The sequence below is a fragment of the uncultured Dokdonia sp. genome, assembly GCF_947496725.1.
GTDB lineage: Bacteria > Bacteroidota > Bacteroidia > Flavobacteriales > Flavobacteriaceae > Dokdonia.
In genome coordinates this window covers 45,020-63,765 of the sequence record NZ_CANMDS010000001.1, presented here as the reverse complement: position 1 = coordinate 63,765, position 18,746 = coordinate 45,020, and the positions used below count along the sequence as shown (strand labels likewise).

Genomic DNA, 18,746 nt, shown 5'->3' with positions numbered 1-18,746 from the left:
CCCGATATGCAGTTGCACATCGGGATTTTTTAAGAGTGATTATTGTTTACTCTTTGCTATCCAAAAAGACTTCTTTAGTATCAAAGGTAATAGGCTTCATTTCTTGCTTTTCTAAGTATTTTTCAAACTTCACTAGGCGTTTTGATTTAATCTTTTCAAAGTCTGCTTTTGCAGTATTAAATCGTTCTAGTAGTAAGTTTATATTCTCCTTTTGAGCAGCACTAGGTGCCTCATAGTTTGAAGCAACATCACTGTACAGTGTGCTTAGCTTTTCTCTAAGTTGTGGTGGGGCAGTACCTACGTAGTTATCACCCGTTGTAACTACGAGTGTGTTTTTAAGCTCATTGAGATCATCTATGAGTGGTTGTGCAACCTTTGTTGCTTTTGCATTTGCCTCTATGGCATCTTGAGCACTGTTTACCATCAAGTTAGTTTGATACACCATATAGGCTAGGTCTTCTTGAATATCAAAAAGTTGTTTTGAAGTTTTATATTGCTCCTTTCTTTCTGGTGCTGTAATAAATGATTTTGGGTCATTCTTTACTTCAAAGGTTGTTTCATACGTGTCCTTACCTTTTTTAAGGACCGCTTTATACATTCCTGCTTGTACTCTTACTGGAGTAAACCCTCCAAAGGCAAATGTCTTTGCCGCGGCAAGCTTAGGTGACTTGCTTGCATAGTTCCAAGAGACAATGTTTATTCCTTTTGATTTACCTGGCGCAAGCGTTGTTATCTCATTGCCCTCCATATCTTGTATGGCAAGCGTCATTTTACCAAAGGTGTGTCTCTTCTTTAGATAGTATTTGATTTTGAGAGCATTTCCAGGGTTAGGGCCTACAAACTCTAGTTCTGTGCTTCCGCCGCCAAAACCGCCTTCTTCTACCATTGTACCTGGCTTAGTATCAAAAAAGTGTACATTCTTGTCTAGTATTTCTGGCTTTATATCTCTTAAGATACTTATATCATCTATGATAATAACACCACGCCCGTGAGTACCAGCAACAAGGTCATTAGTCTGTTTTTGTAAATCAAGAAAGTGAACAGCGGTTGCTGGAAAGTTATTTGTAAATTTTGACCAATTAAGACCTCCATCTACAGTAATATATAGACCGTTTTCTGCTCCCAAAAAGAGTAAATTTTCATTTTCATAATCTTCTTGAATGTTGCGGGCAAACATTGTAATATCATCTGTTGTGATACTTTTCCAGCTTTTACCATAATCTGTGGTTTTATACACATAAGGTTTCATATCACCTCTTGCGTGTCCTTCAAAAACTGCATATGCACTTCCGGCACCGTGTACAGAAGCTTCTATGTGGTATACCCAAGTATTTGCCGGTAGGCCTGGTACATTTGCAACTACATTAGTCCAGTTTGCACCACCGTCGCGTGTTATTTGCACATTACCATCATCTGTACCTACCCATATAACTTTTTCATTTATAGGTGATTCTGCAATGGTAAATATCGTGGTGTGTGTTTCTGCTCCCGAGTTATCTGCAGAGAGTCCGCCAGAGTTTTTTTCTTGTTTCTTTGGGTCGTTTGTGGTAAGATCTGGAGAGATTACCTTCCAGGTGTCACCCATATCTTCACTCACGTGCAAGAACTGGCTCCCCATATAAAAGCGATCTGGCTGGTGTGTACTTGTTGCCATAGGAGGGTTCCAGTTAAAGCGTAGATCTGCGCTTCCCTTTGCTGGTAGTGGTTTTACATTTTTTGTGTAGTTACGCTTCATATCATAACGCCACACATTATCTGCACCTTGCATCTCAGAATATAAGATGTCCTTGGTAGGGTGGGGTAGTACTCTAAAACCATCACCTACGCCTACACGTGTCCAGTCTCTAGCTTCAATCCCACCTGGAGAAGAAGATGGACCGTACCAAGAACCATTGTCTTGTAAACCACCGTAAATATTATAAGGCTCTGCATTATCTACAGAGATGTGATAAAATTGAGATAAAGGAAGGTTAGATACTATTTCCATTGTTGTACCACCATTCCAAGAGCGATATACGCCACCATCTGTACCCACGTGCATCATATCAGAATTGTTTATGTCAAAAACAATATCGTGTATGTCTGAGTGCATATTGCCCAGAGGTTTAAAGGTATTACCACCATCACGAGATATTGAACCACTAAGACCACCTTTTACTACTACATCAGGATTTTTTGGATCTACTACTATTCTTGAAAAGTAAAACGGGCGCACAGTAAGTGAGAAGTCTCCATTAGTACGTTTCCAGTTTGCTCCGCCATCTTCAGATCTGTATAATCCTTTATCTTTTTCTTGTTCTGACTCGATTACAGCATAAACAATGCTAGGCTCACTAGGTGATACAGCAACGCCTATGCGTCCCAATTTACCTTCTGGAAAACCATTGTGTATTTTTTTCCAGGTCTTACCTCCATCTGTAGATTTATGCAGGCCAGAGTTAACACCGCCAGAGTTAAAATCCCAAGCCGTACGTCTAAACTCCCACATAGATGCATAGAGTATGTTTGAGTTGCTAGGATCCATAATAAGATCTGCAACACCTGTAGTATTATTTATGTAAAGAACTTTTTCCCAAGTCTTACCGCCATCTGTTGTTTTGTAAACACCACGATCATCACTATCGCTCCATAAAGCACCCATTACACCTACATACACTGTATTTCCATCATTAGGATCTATCTCAATGCCAGAGATGCGCTCACTGTTATCAAAACCTGGTATTTTTTGCCAGTTGCTACCCCCATCTTTTGTACGGTATAATCCATCTCCTACAGAGACTGAGTTACGAGTCCATATTTCTCCTGTACCTACCCATACCGTTTGATCTGGATCTGTAGGGTCTATAGCCACTTGACCTATAGATTGTATTTGATCATCAAAAATAGGAGCGTAGCTAGCACCTCCATCTTGAGATTTCCATACACCACCACCTGCGGTACCGGTGTATATTATTTGAGCATTAGTAGGGTGAACTTCCATATCTATAATACGACCAGACATAAGCGCGGGTCCTATCTGTCTAGCGGTAATGTCGCCAAAGAGTTCTTTACCCTTGAGGGCAATTTCTTGTGCCTGGGTAGGTATGCTTAGTGCAGCAATACATAGACCTAGGAGGATGTGTTTAGTTTTCATATGGGTTGGTTTGGATTGATATTTTCTTAAAATATGCGCTAAAAAAATCCCCAAGTAGTCTTGGGGATTATGTTATATGTGTTTTTTATTTTCCTTCTGGAAAAGCAAACATCTCATCAGATACTTCGGGATTAATTTCAACAGATTTAATTACAATCTCTTGTCCACCAGGTTGCCCTTTTGCACCAGCTACAATAGAGAAAGGAAAATATATTCCGCCAGCTTCTTGATAGTCACTTAACTTAGTCTGTCCTGTCATTCCTTTACCAGGACCAGAAACTAGATCTTGTTCTATTACAATAGGTACAAAGTTGTCCATATCAAAATAATAGTATGCTACGGTAGGTACTTCTGCACCATCTACCATTGTAGGTTCTTTTGTAAGTTTTATTTTATAAGTTTCTGTCCCTTCAATAGTCTCGTTACCTAAAAGTTCTACAGTATACCCTTTATCTGCATAGTTTAAAAATGGATCACCAAAGTCATTCATCTCTAGCTTTGCATTTGCAGTAGTCTCCGCATCACTCTTTTCAGCAGCCATTGTCATCTGGTTTGTACCCCACATTGTTTCTCCATCAAAAACGCCTTGGTAAAACTTCATACCTTGAAACTCTGCAACAGATAACTGCTTTCCAGCTTTAGTTTGTATCATAGTCATCGGTAATTCCATACCTTGAACTTTTATCGCTCCTTCAAATTTTAGAGCTTCCAGAGAATTCCAGGCATCCATCCCGCCTGTGTTTTCAAAATAGTTTGCAATGATTTCTTCGGCTGTTTGTGCCTGTGCCATTGTTGTGAAGCTTACAATTACGGCAACTAGTAATAATTTGATAGTTTTCATATGATGTTGTGTTAATGATTCTTGTTTGCACATAAGACTATTAAGACGGGATAATGTTACAAGTTATTTAATAAAATATCATCTTTTGTGTACTTACGTTATCTTTAAACCCGTAGTTCTTTAGATATGATAAATTTTTAATCATTGTGAAGAACATATTATAAAGATTTAAGAGTATGAAATTTGGCGCAGTAGAGCAACCAGAGTTAATTGATTTCACCTTACCTCCAGATCACCCTGCAACTAGAGGTGTGATTGAGGACGCTTTCGCGAAAGCGCAAAACAAAAATCTAGAAGTCTATGTAGGTTGTGCAAAATGGAATAAAGCAGAGCTCAAAGGTTTTTACCCCAGAGGAACTAAAGACGAACTTTCGTATTATGCAAAGCAGTTTAATAGTATAGAGCTCAACGCTACATTTTACAGGCTGTTCCCAAAAGAGCAATTTGAAAAGTGGTATAATAAAGCGCCAGAGGGATTTAAATTCTTCCCGAAAATCACAAATATGATAAGTCACCGTAAAAGACTTATAGATGCTCAAGATTTTATCCCAGAGTATGTAGATCACGTGGCGATGCTCAAAGAAAAGCTAGGTACCGTGTTCTTACAGATGCACAATAACTTTCAACCCAAAGATTTTGACCGTGTAGATAATTTTGTAAACCACTGGCCAGAAGCGCTTCCCATCGCGTTAGAGTTTAGGCATACAGACTGGTTTAATAACCCAGATACTGCAGAGCGATTATATTCCCTTCTAGAAGAGCATAATATGGCAAATGTTCTGGTAGACACTGCTGGAAGGCGTGATATTATGCATATGAGATTAACAAATGGAGAAGCCTTTATACGTTATGTAGGGGCAAACCATCCTAGTGATTATGCACGACTAGATGCCTGGGTAGAGCGGCTTACGTACTGGGTGAGTCTTGGCTTACGTAAAATTCATTTTTTTATACATCAAAACATCGAGCAAGAGTCCACCTTACTATCTGCCTATTTTATAGAGCGACTCAACCCTGCATTAGGGATTAATCTACGCGTACCACAAAGTGCAAGTAGTACGACAAATACCCTTTTTTAATGAGTGTAGTATATATAGTTATGGGCGTTTCTGGGTGTGGTAAAACCACCATTGGTAAAAAGCTTGCGGCGACTCTAGACCTACCATTTTATGATGCCGACGATTTTCACCCACAAGCAAATATTGATAAAATGGCTTCTGGAAAACCTTTACAAGATAGTGATAGGTGGCCGTGGCTGGATGTGCTAGCAATTAAAATAAATACTTGGTCACAGGCAGAAGGTGCAGTTCTAGCGTGCTCTGCTCTCAAGGAGGTGTATAGGGAGCGGTTGTATAGTGATAACGCTTTCGCGAAAGCAAAGCAAAACTTTGTCTATCTTGATGCGAGTTTTGAGACTATAAGTAAGCGACTTGCATCAAGGCAAAATCACTTTTTTAATCCCTCATTATTACAATCACAATATGACACACTTGAAGTTCCGTCATACGGCGTAAAAGTATCTGTTGCCCAAAGTACAGATCAAATACTTACAGACATTTTAAAAGAAATAGAAGCATAATTTATGGATTACCAACTACTCTTTGCTGTTATAATAGGCATCTCAATATTACTATTTCTTATTTTAAAATTAAAAATGCAAGCCTTCCTTGCATTGCTTATCACTTGTATTGCCGTAGGAGTTATTGCTGGAATGCAACCATCGTCTATACTAGATTCTGTAAAGAATGGAATGGGCGGAACCCTTGGTTTTGTTGCCACTGTGGTAGGTCTAGGGGCTTTATTTGGGTCCATACTAGAACGTTCTGGTGGTGCTCAAAGGCTCGCAGCATCTTTGTTGAATAAGTTTGGAGTAGAAAAATCTCCTTGGGCAGTAATGCTTACAGGTTTCTTTGTGGCGATACCTGTGTTTTTTGATGTGGCATTTATTATACTTATCCCCATCATCTATGCATTACAAAAGAAAACAGGGAAGTCATTACTGTTGTATGCTATACCCTTACTTGCAGGACTTGCCATCACACATACATTTATACCACCTACGCCTGGCCCCATAGCCGTCGCCGAAATTTTAGAGGCAGATTTAGGTTATGTAATTATTTTTGGTTTTATAGCCGGTATACCTTCTGCTATAATTGCTGGGCCTATGCTTGCAAAGTATTTATCAAAAAGAATGCATATCGAGACACCAGAAGATATGGTTTCTGAGATGAAAGTCCCAGATAACGCTCCTAGTGCTGGAACCATATTACTCATCATAGCAATCCCTATATTTTTAATAGTATGTAACACGGTACTTAATAGTCCGTTATTTGCAGAAGGGGAGTTACCAGCTTGGCTTATATATGGGGCAGATCTTCTGGGACACCCATTTGTTGCGCTTATTATTGCAAATCTAGTTGCTTGGTACTTTTTAGGAATAAAGAAAGGATTTTCTAAAAGTGAATTATTAGATATATCTACAAAATCACTGTACCCAGCAGGAGTTATTATATTACTTACGGGTGCCGGCGGTGCTTTTAAACAGATATTAATAGATACTGGAGCCGGTAAAATGATAGCAGAAAGTTTGAGCAGTGATATCTTTCCTCCTGTAATTTTTGGGTTTATAGTCGCAGCTATTGTCCGTGTTTTACAAGGGAGTGCCACCGTTGCAATGATTACCGCTGCCGGTATAACCGCGCCACTGTTAGGTCTCTCTGAGACTAGTGCACCACAACTAGCTGTGCTTGTAATAGCCATAGCTTCTGGTGCGAGTATCTTTTCTCACGTAAATGATAGCGGCTTCTGGCTTGTAAAACAGTACCTTGGCCTTACAGAAAAAGAAACCTTTAAGTCGTGGACGGTAATGACCTCACTTATTGCTATAGTTGGGCTTGTGGTGTCTACAGTGCTTTGGTTTATAGTATAATACCTTACTTATGATTAGAATGATAATAATTTTGTTTTGTTTAATTTTTAATTCTTGTGGAAACACGCAATTACTGAGTGTTGACGTGAATAAAGTCGGGAATAATAGGCCAATTTCAGTAATTGGTAATGATGACAAATCACAGTCGTACATAATGGCTAAAAATTACGGAGCCAAAGGGGATGCGTTACAACTTTCAGATTTTTCTTTAAAAGGTGATATCTTATCTTCACCTACAGCAAGTTTTACAAATTTAGATATAGGTAAATCTGTAAGTATCGCATTTGCAGGAAAAAATGCGGAACATTTAGTCAGTACGATAATTTCGGTAATTGATAATAATAAGGTTAAAATTGCGGATAAGGCGTCCAAAGATGTGGTAAATGTTTTAGGCAGTTATGGTACAGATAATATTAAGTATCTACAAAAGGCTATAGATGCGGCTATTAACCTCGATAAAACTCTATATGTAGATGGAGGAATTTATCTAATAGGTGATCGTAATAGCATCACTGGAAATACTTCTCTACGAATTAATATGAATAAAAATAACCAGAGCTTTAGACTAGTAGGTGCTGGTAAGAATAAAACCATTTTTAGAGAAATAGATGGTAAAACGCAACGTCTAGGTAGATATACTAAGATATTTTATCACTACTTAAATAATTCCAATAATATTAATGAAATAGAATTATCAAACTTTTCTATCGACAAAAATGGTAGATCACTGACTAAAAGTCCTGCTACATTATACACTTGGGAGCAGGCACACGGATGGTCTTGGGCGGCTAGTAAAAATGTGTCAAGTAAAATTAATGCAATAATTTTGAGAGACTTAGAAATTATAGACAAAATAGGCGCAGGTATTAATTTCTCATCATCAAATGTCTTAGTAAATGATGTTATAATTCAGAATATTACAGAACGAAATTTTAACGGCTCCATAAAAGGAGCTATTAATTATGGACAGAGAGGAGACTTAGAGATCAGTTGTTTTAGCCCTAGTATAACAATGAAAGAGTTAGATTTACGGTATATCCAAATAGAGCCCGTTAGGTCTATGTCTGCGATTAAGGGAAGAGAACGGCACGTGACTATTAAGAACAGTATTATTCAAACTTTAGATTACACAGAAAGTGATAATGGCAATCCATTATATAGTTCGCTTACGGTTGATAGTTTGGTTTCATCAAATTTTTTAGTGAGATCTATTCGGTTCTCTGTAACTAATAGTACGTTATCTGTTAAAAATCTAATTAATTCAGTAGATGGAAGTTTTAGGAATTGTAGATTTTTATTGCCTTACGATTTAGAAACAAATAAAATTAAATCAATCAATAACTCTTATTTGAAAACATTAGGTAATATAAAGAATAACATTGCTTATGATAATTGTTCTTTTATTATAGATGATTCTAATCCTTCTATAAAACCAATAGGTAATGCTCTTACAGCAAGTAGCAAGGTAACTAGATTAGATAATAATACTATTACTATCCAAAACTGCACTTTTGACGAACGTTTAGAGACTACAGTAAATGCTTATGGAAATGGAAGTTGGAGTTTTATAAATAATAAGCTAGCTGGAAGAGATAAAATAATAATTGGTGGCAGTTACGGCGTTTACACAAGTCAAATGACGCTAAACAATAATACGATTACAAATAATAGTCAGGGAGAAATATTTGTAAATAACAACAATGATTTATGGACAATAGATATTAGCCAAGAGAATGAAGAAATTACTCAAAGGCTAAAATTAAAAAAGCCTAGATCTTTTAAAAAGAATCAAATAATAAAGTGATTATAAATTAAAAACAAAAGGCTAGGGATAAACCTAGCCTTTTTTTTAATATATGTCACGCTTTCGCGAAAGCGTTCTTAAACTATATACCTGTATAATTTTGAGGTGTAATAGCTTTAAGCTCATTCTTGATATCTAAACTTACATCAAGGGTATCTACAAACTCTGCCATAGACTGTTGTGTAATCTTACTGTTTACACGTGTAAGTTCTTTAAGCGCCTCATAAGGATTAGGGTAGCCCTCACGTCTTAAAATGGTCTGTATTGCCTCTGCAACAACTGCCCAGTTGTTTTCAAGATCTGCAGCGATTTTTGCTTCGTTTATAAGGAGCTTATTTAAACCTTTTACCGTAGACTGTAAACCTATAAGCGTGTGTCCTAATGGTACACCTATATTACGTAAAACCGTACTATCAGTAAGATCACGTTGTAATCTAGAGATAGGTAACTTTGCCGAAAGGTGTTCAAAGATTGCATTTGCAATGCCTAAGTTACCCTCACTGTTTTCAAAATCAATAGGGTTTACTTTGTGTGGCATTGCACTAGATCCTACCTCACCGGCTTTAATTTTTTGCTTGAAGTAATCCATAGAGACATATGTCCAGAAGTCACGGTCAAGGTCTATTAGAATGGTGTTAATACGCTTTAAACCATCAAAGAGTGCCGCCATATGGTCGTAGTGCTCAATTTGAGTAGTAGGGAATGAGTGTTGCATCTTAAGTGTATCGTGCACAAAAGATTGTCCAAAAGCTTTCCAGTCTATATGTGGGTATGCTACTTTGTGTGCATTAAAGTTACCTGTAGCTCCACCAAATTTTGCTGCACTCGGGATATCATTAAGTAAGTTAAGTTGCTCTTCTATACGTACTACAAAGACTTGTATTTCTTTCCCTAAGCGAGTAGGAGACGCTGGTTGCCCGTGCGTGCGCGCCAGTAGTGGTACATTCTCCCACTCATCTACTAGCTGGCGTAAATGATCTACAACTTCCAGTAGTTGTGGGATGTAAGATTGGTTCATCGCATCCTTAAGTGATAAAGGAATTGCAGTGTTGTTTATATCTTGAGAAGTAAGTCCAAAGTGTATAAACTCTTTAAACTCTGACAGCTCAAGAGCGTCAAATTTTTCTTTTATAAAGTACTCAACCGCTTTTACATCGTGGTTTGTTATCTTCTCTATATCCTTTATAGCTTGCGCATCTTCTATTGTAAAGTTCTGGTAGATATCACGTAAGTCTGTAAAGATGTTTTTATTTACACCGGTAAGTTGCGGTAGTGGTAACTCACAAAGAGCTATAAAATACTCTATCTCTACTTTTACTCTATATTTTATTAAAGCAGCTTCAGAAAAGAAGGGAACTAAGGCTTCAGTTTTTGAAGCATATCTACCATCTATAGGTGAGATGGCTTGAAGTGGTGACAACGACATTTGTTGTGGGTTTAGTTAAGGGACAAATATAAAAATTAGACTTTGTCTGAACGAATTATGAGAGATAAATCACAGTATTATAATATACCTCGTGCTTTAATCTCTAGATATTTATTAATCGTATTTACGGTGAGATCATCTGGTTTTGTTAATATAGTTTGTATTCCATATTGTTCTAGTCGTGCTACCATTACTTTTTTATCATAATCTGCTTTTTGAGCAATGGTCTTATGATAGACATCAGGTAAGGAGGTTGCGGGTTTTGTAATAAGTTGATCTAACTCTGTATTCTGAAAGAAAATAACGACGAGAATATGCTTTCGCGAAAGCGCTTTTAAATAAGGTAACTGTCGCTCTAGCGCAGTAATATGTTCAAAATTAGTGTACAGTAATAATAAACTACGCTGTGTGATCTTACGTTTTACTTGATTGTATAAACCACCATAGTCACTATCTAAAAACTTAGTGTTTATATTATAAAGCACCTCTAGTATGGTTTGTAGATGGGTTTTCTTGCTACTAGCAGGGAGGTGATTTTTCACCTCTTCGGCAAAGGTGAGCATACCTACCTTGTCCTTCTTTTTAAGCGCAATGTTAGAAAACGCAAGCGTACTGTTTATGGCATAATCTAGTAGCGTAAGTCCTTTAAAAGGCATTTTCATCACCCGGCTGGCGTCTATTAATGCATAAACGGGTTGTGACTTTTCATCTTGAAACTGATTGACCATAAGGCTACCTCTTTTTGCAGTTGCCTTCCAGTTTATAGTACGAGCGTCATCACCAGGTACGTAATCTTTAATCTGCTCAAACTCCATAGTGTGACCTATACGGCGTATTTTTTTCATACCGTGTAAGGTGAGTCTATTGTCTAGTGCGAGAAAGGCATATTTCTTCATCTGGATAAAAGAGGGATATACTTTTACCATCTGGTCTTTCTCGAAACGGTAACGTCTTCTTACTAATTTTAGTTTTGTGCTAGCGTATAAATTAAGATGTCCAAAAACGTACTCTCCACGCTCTGTAGGTCGTAATGTATAGCTAAATGAACTAGACTCCCTGGCTGGTATCTTAATATGCTTACTAAAGTCTCGCTTTTGAAACTGCACTGGGATCTCATCTATAATATCAAGAGATACGGAAAATGGATATTTATTTTCTAGTGTGACCTTAAGTTCATTAACGTCACTATTAGAAAACTTTTCTGGAAGCGCACGTGTTGCTTTAATTTTTCCGCTTCCGCGAAAGAGGACTAGGGTATCTATAAATACCACAAGCAAAAACACCAATAATAAAATGTTTGTAATTCCAAAAAGGCCGTTAAACCAGTAGGAGAGAAGGTATAGCAAAGCTAGTACTGCCAGCCCATAAAATAAGCGCTGGTGTAAAAATAATCCCTTTATGAATCTAATAATGGCCAATACTATCGAGGTATTTCAACAGATTGTACAATCATATCTATCACTTGCTCTGTAGTCATTCCCTCCATCTCACGCTCAGGAGCCATAATAAGACGGTGTCTCATTACTGGTACTACAGCACGTTTTACATCTTCTGGAATAACAAAGTCTCGTCCAGCGATTGCAGCAAATGCTTTTGACGCATTCATAATAGCTAGTGATGCTCTAGGAGAACCACCTAAGTATAAATGAGGATGTGTACGTGATTTTACAACAATCTCTGCCACATAGTTAAGAATCTTCTCTTCTATGATCACCTCTTGTGCTTGTTTTCTAAAGGCTGCAAGTTTTGCAGGATCAAGTACAGATGCAATAGCAGCTTGTGGTGCACCTCCCTTACGGTCGTGATGACTCTGTAAGATGGCAACCTCTTGCTCAAGGGTAGGGTAGTCTACTTTTATTTTAAATAAGAAACGATCTAGTTGTGCTTCTGGAAGCGCATACGTCCCTTCTTGCTCAACAGGGTTTTGTGTTGCTAGTACCATAAATGGTGGGTCCATCTTATACTTTGTACCATCTATAGTAACCTGGCGCTCTTCCATCACCTCAAAGAGGGCTGCTTGCGTTTTTGCAGGAGCACGGTTAATCTCATCTATAAGTACAATATTTGAAAATATAGGCCCTTGCTTAAACTCAAACTCACTAGTTTTCATATTAAGTATAGAGGTACCTAGTACATCACTAGGCATAAGATCTGGTGTAAATTGTATACGGCCAAAGGCGGTATCAAGTGTTCTGGCAAATAGCTTTGCTGTTACCGTTTTTGCAATACCAGGAACACCTTCTATGAGCACGTGACCATCACTAAGCAATGCCACAATAAGAAGCTCTATAAACTCGTGCTGACCTATAATAATTTTACCTAGCTCTGCTCGTATTGCCTCTACAGCAGTGCGTAATTCTTCTAGCGGTATACGATTCTCAAAAGCCATACCTTCATCTTGTGGTACGTTTTCTTGTGGAAGTCCATCTGTAGTGTGCTCAGAATCTTGTGGTGTGATATCGTCCATTAGTTTTGTTTTTTAAATGCTTCAATGCGTTTGTTGAGTTCTAAAAGTTCCTCTTGAGTAAGTGCTTGTCTAGAGCGTAAGGATACTATGTAATTAATGAGTAATCTCGTTTCTTCAAGAGTATTATCACTCTTCAGAGCCAGTTTTTTTATAAACTCATCGTTTATAAAATTGGTATCTAGATTATAGGCGCTTCGTGCAAATTCTAGAAAGTGATTAATTTGATGAAGGGCTATGCTCTTATGGTCTTTTTTATCAAAGTACATACCAGCAATAGTTTTTGTAAAAGTAAGCGTCTGGTTAGGTAATGGTTTTACAATAGGTATTGCACGTTGCTTGCGTCTTCCTTCAAAGATTACCCAGAGCACCGTACCGATAAGTAGGATGTAGTATGCCCATTTTAAATATCTATTTCTTAAGAAAATATACAACGGACTAGAGTAAACGGTCTTACCATTTTTATGGTGATTATCCCATAAAAGATCTTTCTCTTGATCTATGTATGAAAGTACATTCTGAGTGTATTTATAATTGTTTTCTTTTAAAACAAAGTAATTTGTAAATACTTCTGGCATTAAGTGTATGAGAATCTCACCATCGCCAAAGGACTGCTTGACAAAATTTACTCGAGGCTCCTCCATATGCAGCGTGTCTTTATCTACCATAAGGCTAAACTCTCCTAAGGCTACTGTAGCGAGTGTATCTACTTGGTCAAAGTAACCTGCTGTAGTTTCTCTATCTAGGTAAAATGGGCGCTTGCGATGTAGTGCAGGATTAACTAAGTTTACAAGAGGCTTACGTTGTAGATTATCCAGATCATAAAATAAATCTGTGCTTAAATTAAGTGTATCTAGTATAGTCTCGCCTATACCTCTTGAGCCTATAAATAGCGTGTTACCTTTACTTACCCACGAGAGTAGTTTTTTTGACTCGGCTTCGTCAAAGAGTATGTATTGATTTATAAATAAATAGGTACCAGAGACCGTCGTACTATCATCAAGAAACTCATAAGGTGGTTGTCTCACCTCCTTAAAATTATCTTGGGTACGACTGTTTGAGAGCAGGTCGTGCAGTACATACGTACCGTAAGGTATTTTGTCTGTTTTAGAATAACTCTGAAACCAGTTTACTTCATCTTTCTCCCCAGACTCCATATAAATCACCAGAGCAAGAGCAAGGAGCAGCACACCGGCTAAGACCTTATATTTATTACTCATATCTGATTTTTTATAGATTTAAAATGGGTTTCCGCTTTCGCGAAAGCGGTCTTATCTACCTCAAAATTACCGTACCAGATATAATCGTAAATATCTGTGACTTTTCTAAAATCACCCTGAAGCTGCGTGTTTTGAATCTCAAAGATATAGTCGTGGTTAGTCTTTTGAACTTGCCAGTCTATAAGGTCTTTTGTACTCAATTGCTGAAGGATAAATAAGTAATAAAATCGTACGGCGAGTCTGTAATTACCATCTTTTATGGCTTCGTCTATAAGCTCATTTAGGTCTTGGCGCTGTATGAGTTCTTCATCATCTGAGATTAAGGCTTCGGGAGCTTTTACATTTTCCATTAATAGAGAACCACTATCTATCTTCATAAATATATAGACAAATAATGCTAGAAACCCTGCCATAAGTAAGTAGGGAAGTATCTCTACCACAAACCTCCATACTCCAGATGCTTCATCACCACCAGTGAGCCATCTTATAAAGCTGCTATAAATATCATTGAGTTTTTGTTTAAAGCGAGTCCACCAGGTATCTTCTGGAATGGCTTCTTTGTAATTAAACTCATCGTCGTTTTGATAGTCCCTTAGTGTAGCTTCATCTATGGTAAAGGATGTAACTTTTTCTTCATCATAGATTATGACGCCTCTAGGGTCATTATAAACTTGCTCTGGTCTATTTATTTCTTCTATAGCTATTTCTTCGGCGGTTGTCTCATCTTCATTTTGTTGTACGACGGTTGCTTCCGCGCAAAGCGAAATAAAGAAAAAGGTAATAAGAAAGAGCTGTCTATGCATTAGTGCGACCTATACTGTCTATTTGATCTAAGCTTCCAGACTGGTCTTTGCGCTCATTAAGGTTAAAGTAAATCAGGTTTATAGCAATAGCAAGGATTACGTATAATATATAATTCATAGCAGATGCAAGGGTTTGTAGGGTTATAGAGACGGTGTCATATAAAGCAGCGGGGTCACTCATAGATCCAGCATCTACAGCCGCAAATGTTTTGATAATGGTATAAATTAATACAGGTATCTGAAAGACAAAACCTATAATACCTATTAAAAATGCCATTATAATAACGGTGATAAATGTCATCCACCACTCATCTTTTACAAGTCTCCAGCTTTCTTTTAATGAGGCCACAACGGTAAGCTCTTTATTTACCATTGCAGGAAAAATAACCATAAGCTTTGTATAAATATATAACAGTGGGAAAAACAAAAGTAATAATAAGATAACGCCCATTGCATTAGATCCAGAGGCGATTAAAAATCCTCCAATACCTGCAGGAATAAGTGCAACTCCAAGTACGATAATGAGGTTTACAAAACCTAGAGCAAGAAAGTTTCCGGTTTTCTTTTTTATAGTCTCTACGATAGCATCTGTCTCAGGTGCCTCACCACTTGCAACATATGCTTTTATATATTCAGAAGTACTGCCATATAACATAGAGTTGTAGATAATACCAGCAATAGCAAGACCACAACCGGCTAGAACAAAACCTATTATATCACTCTCAGTACTTAGTGCTGCTATCAAGTTTGCCCCAGAAGACTCGTTTGTATAAAAACCTATTGCTACGATGAGTAGAATAAACGGAATAATACAAGTGCGTACAAGTACTTTAAAAAGGGGTTTTGCATTAGTCCTTAAGAACTTAAATGTGTCACTTATAACATCACCTAGTTCACGTTTTTTTCTAAACTCAACGTATTTTTTTATACTCATTCTTATAATTTTTATCATGTGGGAAGCGCAGCTAGACGAGCTTTCTCTTCTTTATGTTTTTTTATAGGGTAATAGACGTAATAGAATATGATTAAGGCAAGTGAGCAACTTATAATCGTAATTGCTAGCCAGTCTGGCATCTCTGTGTGTCGCGTTACAAACCCTTCTAGAAAACCTGCAATAACAAACAGTGGTATGGTGCTCACTACAATCTTAAGTCCGTTTTTCATTCCTCTCTTAAAAGATTCTAGGCGTGTATAGGTTTTAGGAAAGAGGATAGAGTTACCTAGTACCATACCTGCACATCCCGCAATTATAATAACAGAAATTTCAATAGTACCGTGAATCCATATAGTACGAACAGACTCCCAGCCTACACCTTGCTCAAAAAAGAAGTACTGAAAACTACCTAACATTACGGCATTGCGCATTATTATATACAGTGAACCTACCGTAAAGAATATTCCATAGATAAAAGCAAATAGCGCTACCTTGATATTGTTTATGGTAATACCTAAAAACATATTTATTTCTCCCTGCTTCTTATAAACGCCCATAGGGTCGCCTTTTTCTATATTATCTAAGGTCATATTTACATAGCCATCACCCATAATACTTCTTACAAAGGCACCATCACTGGCAGCGCTATAAGCACCTATAATGCTAAATAATAGAAAGACTAAAAACGCAATGAGTAGCTGTCGCTGGTATTGATACATTACAAGCGGAAACTCTTCTGTAAAGAAGGTGATGAAGCGCTTACTAGACTCGCGCTTTGTTTTATAAATAATCTGGTGTGATTGTGAAGCAAGGTGATTGAGATACTCTAAGGTCTTACTATGAGGGTAAAACGTTTGTGCATAACTTAAGTGGTCTGTAACTTCCATATACAGGCTAGATAGCTCATCTGGGTGAATCTGGTCTTTGTTTACCAGAACACTTTCAAATGTTAACCATTTATCCTTATTTTGCTTAACAAAAGCAGCTTCACGCATATACACTTAATTATACAGGTAAAGAAAAAGAATATATGGATAACTTTCAAATAGAAACCGCTCAAAATGTGAGCATTTATCAGAATGTTGCAAGCATAGGAGATCGTATACTAGCATACATTGTCGATTTGCTTATAATTATTGCTTACTGGGTTGTTTCCATTTTTATCATAGCGCAGTTTGGGTTAGACTCTCAAGCAATGGGTGATATCTGGGCATACTACCTTGTATTAGGGTTGCCTATATTCTTATACTACATACTTTTTGAGACCTTCTGGGATGGTAAAACACCGGGTAAGGCTGTTATGAAAATAAGAGTGGTAAAACTAGATGGCTCAAAACCAGGTTTTGGGAGTTACTTTGTAAGATGGCTTATGCGTATTATAGATATAGCTGGCTCTTCTGGAGGGATTGCTGTAGTAAGTATCCTTATGAGTGAGAAAGGGCAAAGACTAGGTGATATGGCAGCAGGTACAACAGTCATTACAGAAAAAAAGCGAGCACGTCTATCAGACAGTCTTATTGTAGACATACCAGAAAACTATATGCCTACTTATCCTCAGGTTACCGTTTTTAACGATAAGGATGTACAACTTATTAAAACGCTCTTTAAAGATGCTAAGCGTAATGGAAATCACAACGTGATTATAAAACTAGCAGATAGACTTAAAGAAAAAATGGATGTCACTCCAGAAGAGACTAATGTAGCTTTTGTAGAGCGCGTGCTTGCAGACTATAATTATTACACACAGCAGTAAATGGAGATTACCACAATTATAGACATACTAGGTACGGTCTCGTTTGCCATATCTGGAGCACTTACCGCTATGCGTAAAAAGCTTGACGTCTTTGGGATATTAATCATCGCATTGGTTACCTCAGTAGGTGGTGGTACACTTCGAGATATACTCATAGGGAAGACACCCGTAAGCTGGATGCTTAATATGACCTTTGTTTACGTGATTTTTGGAGCAACACTAGTGGCAATTATTTTTAGAAGCTATTTAAAATACGTGAGGAGATCTCTCTTCTTGTTTGACACTATAGGTATTGCCTTGTATACCATTGCTGGAGTTCAGATTGCTACTGCAGCAGGTTTACACCCTGTAGTTTGTGTGGTGCTTGGTACAATCTCGGCGTGTTTTGGAGGTGTGCTTAGAGATATACTATGCAATGAGATCCCTATAATATTTCATAAAGAGATATATGCCACAGTATGTATATTAGGTGGGAGTGTATATCTAGCATCTACTACGGCTGGACTTCCACAATCTATAGCAATGCTCGTTGCAGGATGTATTATTATTTTAGTTAGAACGCTGGCAGTAGTAAAGGAGTGGAGTTTGCCTAGTGTGTATAGAAAAGATTATTCTTAAAAAACAAAAGGTCCCTGCGTGAGCAGAGACCTTAAGAAACCTAATAGACTCTTTAGAAAATAGGTTTAAAATATTATAAAGGCTAATTCAAATAATTTAAAATCCTGATTTGAGTATTCAGTTGAGACTATTACTTACTTATAAGACGTAAAAAGGTGCTCAATGTTTCATTTGATTAGGGCAATTAACAATTATTTAACCGTAGTATCAGTAGATTAGGTCGTAAATAACAAAATCCCGAGACTCGATATCTCGGGATTTTTTGTCAGGTAACGTTTAAAATTAACACTAACCATCAAAACGAATTAAAAACGTACCTAACAAGTAAGTTAACTTATTATAGAGACGTTTAAAATAGCGGTCTGTTACACCGTAATAATTTTTTAACTTTACGTTATGTTAAAAACCACAATGGTTATCGGGGCATCCTTAAAACCTCAGCGATATTCACATAGAGCAATCATACGTCTTAATGCACAAAATCATCCCGTGATTGCCGTTGGATTAAGAGGAGGAAAGGTAGGTGATATAGAAATCATCACTTTTGATCAAGCCATCGAGACCGTAGATGAGCTTAAAGAAGATTTAGATACCATCACATTATATCTTAATCCGCAGCGGCAAGAGGCTTATTATGATTTCATAATTAACCTGGCTCCTAAGCGTGTCATCTTTAACCCAGGAACAGAAAATCCTGTTCTTTATAAAAAGTTACAAGCGCACAATATCGAAGTTGATGTTGCGTGTACACTTGTTTTACTGGGGACAGATCAGTATTAAAATTTTCTAGATTTTATAAGTACGCTTTCGCGAAAGCGTAA

General features: G+C 37.4%; 16 protein-coding genes. 7 read left to right on the top strand and 9 right to left on the bottom strand.

Going from position 1 to position 18,746, the window contains the following annotated elements:
• Positions 1–46: 46 nt before the first annotated feature.
• Entirely contained in the window at positions 47–3,133 is a 3,087-nt protein-coding gene (locus Q0948_RS00270; protein ID WP_298348678.1) for a hypothetical protein, read from the bottom strand.
• Positions 3,134–3,218: 85 nt separating this feature from the next.
• Positions 3,219–3,974, bottom strand: a complete 756-nt coding sequence (locus Q0948_RS00265; protein WP_298348680.1) for an outer membrane lipoprotein-sorting protein — start codon at positions 3,972–3,974, stop codon at positions 3,219–3,221.
• Positions 3,975–4,150: 176 nt separating this feature from the next.
• Between Q0948_RS00265 and Q0948_RS00260 the strand changes: the two genes are divergently transcribed.
• From Q0948_RS00260 to Q0948_RS00245, 4 genes are all read left to right on the top strand, one after another.
• Complete coding sequence (locus tag Q0948_RS00260; RefSeq protein ID WP_298348682.1) at positions 4,151–5,053, top strand: DUF72 domain-containing protein; 903 nt, start codon at positions 4,151–4,153, stop codon at positions 5,051–5,053.
• Entirely contained in the window at positions 5,053–5,553 is a 501-nt protein-coding gene (locus tag Q0948_RS00255; protein ID WP_298348684.1) for a gluconokinase, read from the top strand. Before Q0948_RS00260 ends, Q0948_RS00255 begins: the two co-directional genes overlap by 1 nt.
• A gap of 3 nt (positions 5,554–5,556) precedes the next feature.
• Positions 5,557–6,903, top strand: coding sequence for a gluconate:H+ symporter (locus Q0948_RS00250; RefSeq protein WP_298348686.1), 1,347 nt, complete (start codon positions 5,557–5,559; stop codon positions 6,901–6,903).
• A gap of 154 nt (positions 6,904–7,057) precedes the next feature.
• The gene (locus Q0948_RS00245) at positions 7,058–8,707 is read left to right on the top strand and encodes a hypothetical protein (RefSeq protein ID WP_298348688.1); all 1,650 of its coding nucleotides are present in this window, start codon (positions 7,058–7,060) and stop codon (positions 8,705–8,707) included.
• 82 nt (positions 8,708–8,789) lie between these two features.
• Here the strand turns inward: Q0948_RS00245 and purB are convergent, their stop codons facing one another.
• The 7 genes from purB to Q0948_RS00210 form a co-directional block, all read right to left on the bottom strand.
• Positions 8,790–10,133 (bottom strand): adenylosuccinate lyase, encoded by a 1,344-nt coding sequence (purB, locus tag Q0948_RS00240; protein ID WP_298348690.1) that lies wholly within the window; start codon positions 10,131–10,133, stop codon positions 8,790–8,792.
• A gap of 77 nt (positions 10,134–10,210) precedes the next feature.
• Entirely contained in the window at positions 10,211–11,551 is a 1,341-nt protein-coding gene (locus tag Q0948_RS00235; RefSeq protein ID WP_298348692.1) for a DUF58 domain-containing protein, read from the bottom strand.
• Positions 11,552–11,553: 2 nt separating this feature from the next.
• On the bottom strand, positions 11,554–12,522 hold the full coding sequence (locus Q0948_RS00230) for a MoxR family ATPase (RefSeq protein ID WP_035328658.1): 969 nt from the start codon (positions 12,520–12,522) through the stop codon (positions 11,554–11,556).
• A 77-nt stretch (positions 12,523–12,599) separates the two neighbouring features.
• On the bottom strand, positions 12,600–13,817 hold the full coding sequence (locus tag Q0948_RS00225; RefSeq protein ID WP_298348694.1) for a DUF4350 domain-containing protein: 1,218 nt from the start codon (positions 13,815–13,817) through the stop codon (positions 12,600–12,602).
• The gene (locus tag Q0948_RS00220) at positions 13,814–14,620 is read right to left on the bottom strand and encodes a DUF4129 domain-containing protein (protein WP_298348696.1); all 807 of its coding nucleotides are present in this window, start codon (positions 14,618–14,620) and stop codon (positions 13,814–13,816) included. The genes Q0948_RS00225 and Q0948_RS00220 overlap by 4 nt, the downstream gene beginning before the upstream one ends.
• Positions 14,613–15,554, bottom strand: coding sequence for a glycerophosphoryl diester phosphodiesterase membrane domain-containing protein (locus tag Q0948_RS00215; RefSeq protein ID WP_298348698.1), 942 nt, complete (start codon positions 15,552–15,554; stop codon positions 14,613–14,615). The genes Q0948_RS00220 and Q0948_RS00215 overlap by 8 nt, the downstream gene beginning before the upstream one ends.
• Before the next feature lie 14 nt (positions 15,555–15,568).
• Positions 15,569–16,549 (bottom strand): stage II sporulation protein M, encoded by a 981-nt coding sequence (locus Q0948_RS00210; RefSeq protein ID WP_298348699.1) that lies wholly within the window; start codon positions 16,547–16,549, stop codon positions 15,569–15,571.
• Positions 16,550–16,584: 35 nt separating this feature from the next.
• Between Q0948_RS00210 and Q0948_RS00205 the strand changes: the two genes are divergently transcribed.
• From Q0948_RS00205 to Q0948_RS00195, 3 genes are all read left to right on the top strand, one after another.
• Positions 16,585–17,307, top strand: coding sequence for an RDD family protein (locus tag Q0948_RS00205; protein WP_298348701.1), 723 nt, complete (start codon positions 16,585–16,587; stop codon positions 17,305–17,307).
• A complete protein-coding gene (locus Q0948_RS00200) occupies positions 17,308–17,925 on the top strand; it encodes a trimeric intracellular cation channel family protein (RefSeq protein WP_298348702.1) in 618 nt (205 codons plus the stop codon).
• Between the two features lie 396 nt (positions 17,926–18,321).
• Entirely contained in the window at positions 18,322–18,705 is a 384-nt protein-coding gene (locus Q0948_RS00195; RefSeq protein WP_298348705.1) for a CoA-binding protein, read from the top strand.
• Positions 18,706–18,746 lie beyond the last annotated feature (41 nt).

What these genes read in the sequence shown, in the direction of transcription:
- Q0948_RS00255 (WP_298348684.1), top strand. Translation starts at nt 5,053, where the DNA reads ATGAGTGTAGTATATATAGTTATGGGCGTTTCTGGGTGTGGTAAAACC.
- Q0948_RS00245 (WP_298348688.1), top strand. Translation starts at nt 7,058, where the DNA reads ATGGCTAAAAATTACGGAGCCAAAGGGGATGCGTTACAACTTTCAGAT.
- Q0948_RS00220 (WP_298348696.1), bottom strand. Translation starts at nt 14,620, where the DNA reads ATGCATAGACAGCTCTTTCTTATTACCTTTTTCTTTATTTCGCTTTGC.
- purB (WP_298348690.1), bottom strand. Translation starts at nt 10,133, where the DNA reads ATGTCGTTGTCACCACTTCAAGCCATCTCACCTATAGATGGTAGATAT.
- Q0948_RS00225 (WP_298348694.1), bottom strand. Translation starts at nt 13,817, where the DNA reads ATGAGTAATAAATATAAGGTCTTAGCCGGTGTGCTGCTCCTTGCTCTT.
- Q0948_RS00200 (WP_298348702.1), top strand. Translation starts at nt 17,308, where the DNA reads ATGGAGATTACCACAATTATAGACATACTAGGTACGGTCTCGTTTGCC.
- Q0948_RS00230 (WP_035328658.1), bottom strand. Translation starts at nt 12,522, where the DNA reads ATGGCTTTTGAGAATCGTATACCGCTAGAAGAATTACGCACTGCTGTA.
- Q0948_RS00205 (WP_298348701.1), top strand. Translation starts at nt 16,585, where the DNA reads ATGGATAACTTTCAAATAGAAACCGCTCAAAATGTGAGCATTTATCAG.
- Q0948_RS00270 (WP_298348678.1), bottom strand. Translation starts at nt 3,133, where the DNA reads ATGAAAACTAAACACATCCTCCTAGGTCTATGTATTGCTGCACTAAGC.
- Q0948_RS00210 (WP_298348699.1), bottom strand. Translation starts at nt 16,549, where the DNA reads ATGCGTGAAGCTGCTTTTGTTAAGCAAAATAAGGATAAATGGTTAACA.
- Q0948_RS00215 (WP_298348698.1), bottom strand. Translation starts at nt 15,554, where the DNA reads ATGAGTATAAAAAAATACGTTGAGTTTAGAAAAAAACGTGAACTAGGT.
- Q0948_RS00195 (WP_298348705.1), top strand. Translation starts at nt 18,322, where the DNA reads ATGTTAAAAACCACAATGGTTATCGGGGCATCCTTAAAACCTCAGCGA.
- Q0948_RS00265 (WP_298348680.1), bottom strand. Translation starts at nt 3,974, where the DNA reads ATGAAAACTATCAAATTATTACTAGTTGCCGTAATTGTAAGCTTCACA.
- Q0948_RS00260 (WP_298348682.1), top strand. Translation starts at nt 4,151, where the DNA reads ATGAAATTTGGCGCAGTAGAGCAACCAGAGTTAATTGATTTCACCTTA.
- Q0948_RS00250 (WP_298348686.1), top strand. Translation starts at nt 5,557, where the DNA reads ATGGATTACCAACTACTCTTTGCTGTTATAATAGGCATCTCAATATTA.